Origin of the sequence: Thermodesulfatator atlanticus DSM 21156, from assembly GCF_000421585.1 — a bacterium.
GTDB classification, from domain to species: Bacteria; Desulfobacterota; Thermodesulfobacteria; order Thermodesulfobacteriales; family Thermodesulfatatoraceae; genus Thermodesulfatator; species Thermodesulfatator atlanticus.
Window position 1 is genome coordinate 1 of record NZ_ATXH01000050.1, and the last position, 2,641, is coordinate 2,641.

Annotated in this window: 2 protein-coding genes; both read right to left on the reverse strand. The window is 38.3% G+C overall.

What is annotated here, in order from left to right; translation table 11 throughout:
• Positions 1 to 109: 109 nt before the first annotated feature.
• On the reverse strand, positions 110 to 1,084 hold the full coding sequence (locus H528_RS0111820; protein WP_022854506.1) for an RpnC/YadD family protein: 975 nt from the start codon (positions 1,082 to 1,084) through the stop codon (positions 110 to 112).
• Positions 1,085 to 1,412: 328 nt separating this feature from the next.
• Positions 1,413 to 2,483: an ATP-binding protein gene (locus H528_RS0111825; protein WP_022854507.1), complete on the reverse strand. Its 1,071-nt coding sequence runs from the start codon at positions 2,481 to 2,483 to the stop codon at positions 1,413 to 1,415.
• Positions 2,484 to 2,641 lie beyond the last annotated feature (158 nt).

Sequence of the window (2,641 nt, forward strand, 5' to 3'; positions counted from 1 at the left end):
TCAATTCCTTCCAACTACCCACCACTAAACCTCTTATCCACCTCTATAACCTTTACAACTTTTACAACCTATACGACCTTCCGCGCACATCGCCCATCGCCTTTAGCCTCTAACCCATATCCCCTATCAACTTCTTAATATCAGAAACATCTTTAGCGGCCTCTATGGCCTCACTTATCGTCTCAAGTAAATCCAAATCCTCTATCTTTTTTATCTCAGAATAAAGTTTTAATCCTTCTATCCCAAATTTTAACTTTAATCCAATTTCTATAGCTTTAAGTAAGCCCTGTCTCATCCCTTGCTGTATACCTTGCTGTATACCTTGCTGCATACCTTTTTTAAATCCTATCCTTTCTGCCGTAGTAATATAAGGCATCTTCTTCTCCTCCTCATATTTCTTGATTTCTTCATGAAACCTGATAATTAAATCTTCTGGCAATTTTATTAACCAATCTATAAATTTATAAAGCAAAATAATATCTTCTCTCCTATAACCTTTCTCATATAAACTCTTGACTAATGTTATCTTCCAAAAAAGACGCTCATCTACATTCCCTTTAGTCTCTATCTCCTTGAGATGTGTTACTACTATTATAGCAAAGGGATTCTTATTTCTTTTTAGCTCTCCTATCTTATCTTTATAATCTAAAAGCTTTACTGCTGGAAACTTAAACCTGTGCTCAAAACCCCAGTATTTCACCTCATATCTATCCGGCCTAAATGATGGAGACGAATCTGCCAAAATGGCAAGACTCACTACATCCTTGTCATATCTATCAAATATCTTATAATTATAAATAAACATCCTCTTAGCAAAATCTTTTTCGTAATAACCCTGTACTTCTATGTGAATCAGTAACCACTTCTCGGTCCCATCTCTAAGATAAACCTTGATTAGAACATCCGCCAACCTCTTACCAACCTCTGAATCTTGCACTATCTTAGCAAGTTCCTTATCTAAAAATTCGTAGCCCTTCTCAAAATCAATATCTTCTGCAATCTCAGGAAAGAAAAATTTCAAAAACTCAGGAAAATAAGCCTCTATGGCCTCTTTCCAAACGGAATCCCTTTCAACTATATCCATTTAACCTCCAATTTGAAACTCTGAAAAACCGAATTCAGCATCATTCTAAGGATCCGTTCCCATTTTCGAAACTATATTTTATCCGACAAGGTGCCATCGCGAGGCGACTTGTACGCCCGCGCGATCCCATCCCTTCGCTTACCGAGATTGCTTCGCCTGAGATTGTTTCAGCACCTCGTGCCTCGCAATAACGAGTTAAAGGGCGTTCGCTCGCAATGACTGACAAAAATAGTGCTTTCCATACTCATCCACCAAACCTCTACAACCTTTAGAACCTCTACAACCTCTACCACTTTCTGATCACCGATCACAGTTCACTGCTCACCCTTTAGCCTCTCTCAAGCAATATCTCCATCCCCTTCTCATACACCCGGCTGTTGCCTGTAACCCTTAACTCCATGGGATCGTAAAACAGAATCTCTTTCTCTGCCCAGGCTTGTAAGAACTTCTTCTCTTCTGAAGTAATTCCTTCCAAAGGATAGTATCCTTTACTAACTATCTCTTGTGCTATCTTCTTAAAATATCTTCTTTTTTCTTCTTCAAAGTCCGTTAAATAATCCACAATCTCCGTATACGCCAGCCAGGCTTCCCGCTTTAAATATTCCTCTAAATATATTCCTCTCCTATACCAATCGAGCATTTTTAAAACTAGAGGTATTGCACCTCCCAAATACTCCCATACAAGCTCTATCTCTTTCCTATTTAACCCCTCTAAACTCAACCATTTTTCTACTTTTTCCTTTGATAAATGATCTATTTTTTTAAACTCAGAAGTAAGCTTTAGCTTGGCATCATTATATATCCTTTCTATAAACACCGTATTCGAGGTTAGTATTACCACATGACTTAAATGTTTCTCCTTTGTCAAGCTAACACAAAAATTCAAAAATTCTTTAAGTAGCTCTCTCTCACTATTTATGTAAATATCTCTCAACTTCTGTATCTCATCTACTATTATTATTGGTATTTTCCCAGCCTCTTTTTCCCTTTCTATCTTCTCTAAAAGCACCTCGAATAAATCATGTTCTCTTGCTTCTATCTCCTTTAATACCTTCCTCTCTATTGAGAAAAACTTTAAAGAAAACTTCTTATCTGTTTCTACGCTTTCTTTGTAAACATCCTCAGGTATTATAAAAGAATGAAGAAACGTCTTATAACTTGAAATAAGTTTTCGTCTCAAATTAATATACTTCACCCAGTATTTGCTTTTCTCCCACCACTCCTTCTCCCTAAGTAGCTTCTTCTCAACCACATACTCTATTACCGTGGTCTTACCGCTGGACTTGGGACCATATACCCAGAGCACCCGCTGCGGCACGCGATTGAACCAGTCTACAAAAAATTCTATTTCTTCTTCCCTATCTACAAACGGTGCTCCACGATACGTTTCGATTTTCATCAGCTTTTCTCCTATATGCCCTCACCCCAACCCCTCTCCCAGAGGGAGAGAGGCGCTATACTATGTAGTGCTACCCAAAATACCGGACACTTTTGGGCCTCATCTTGAGGAGACATCATTTAAGCTGCCTCCCTGTATCTTCCCTCATAATATCTTGC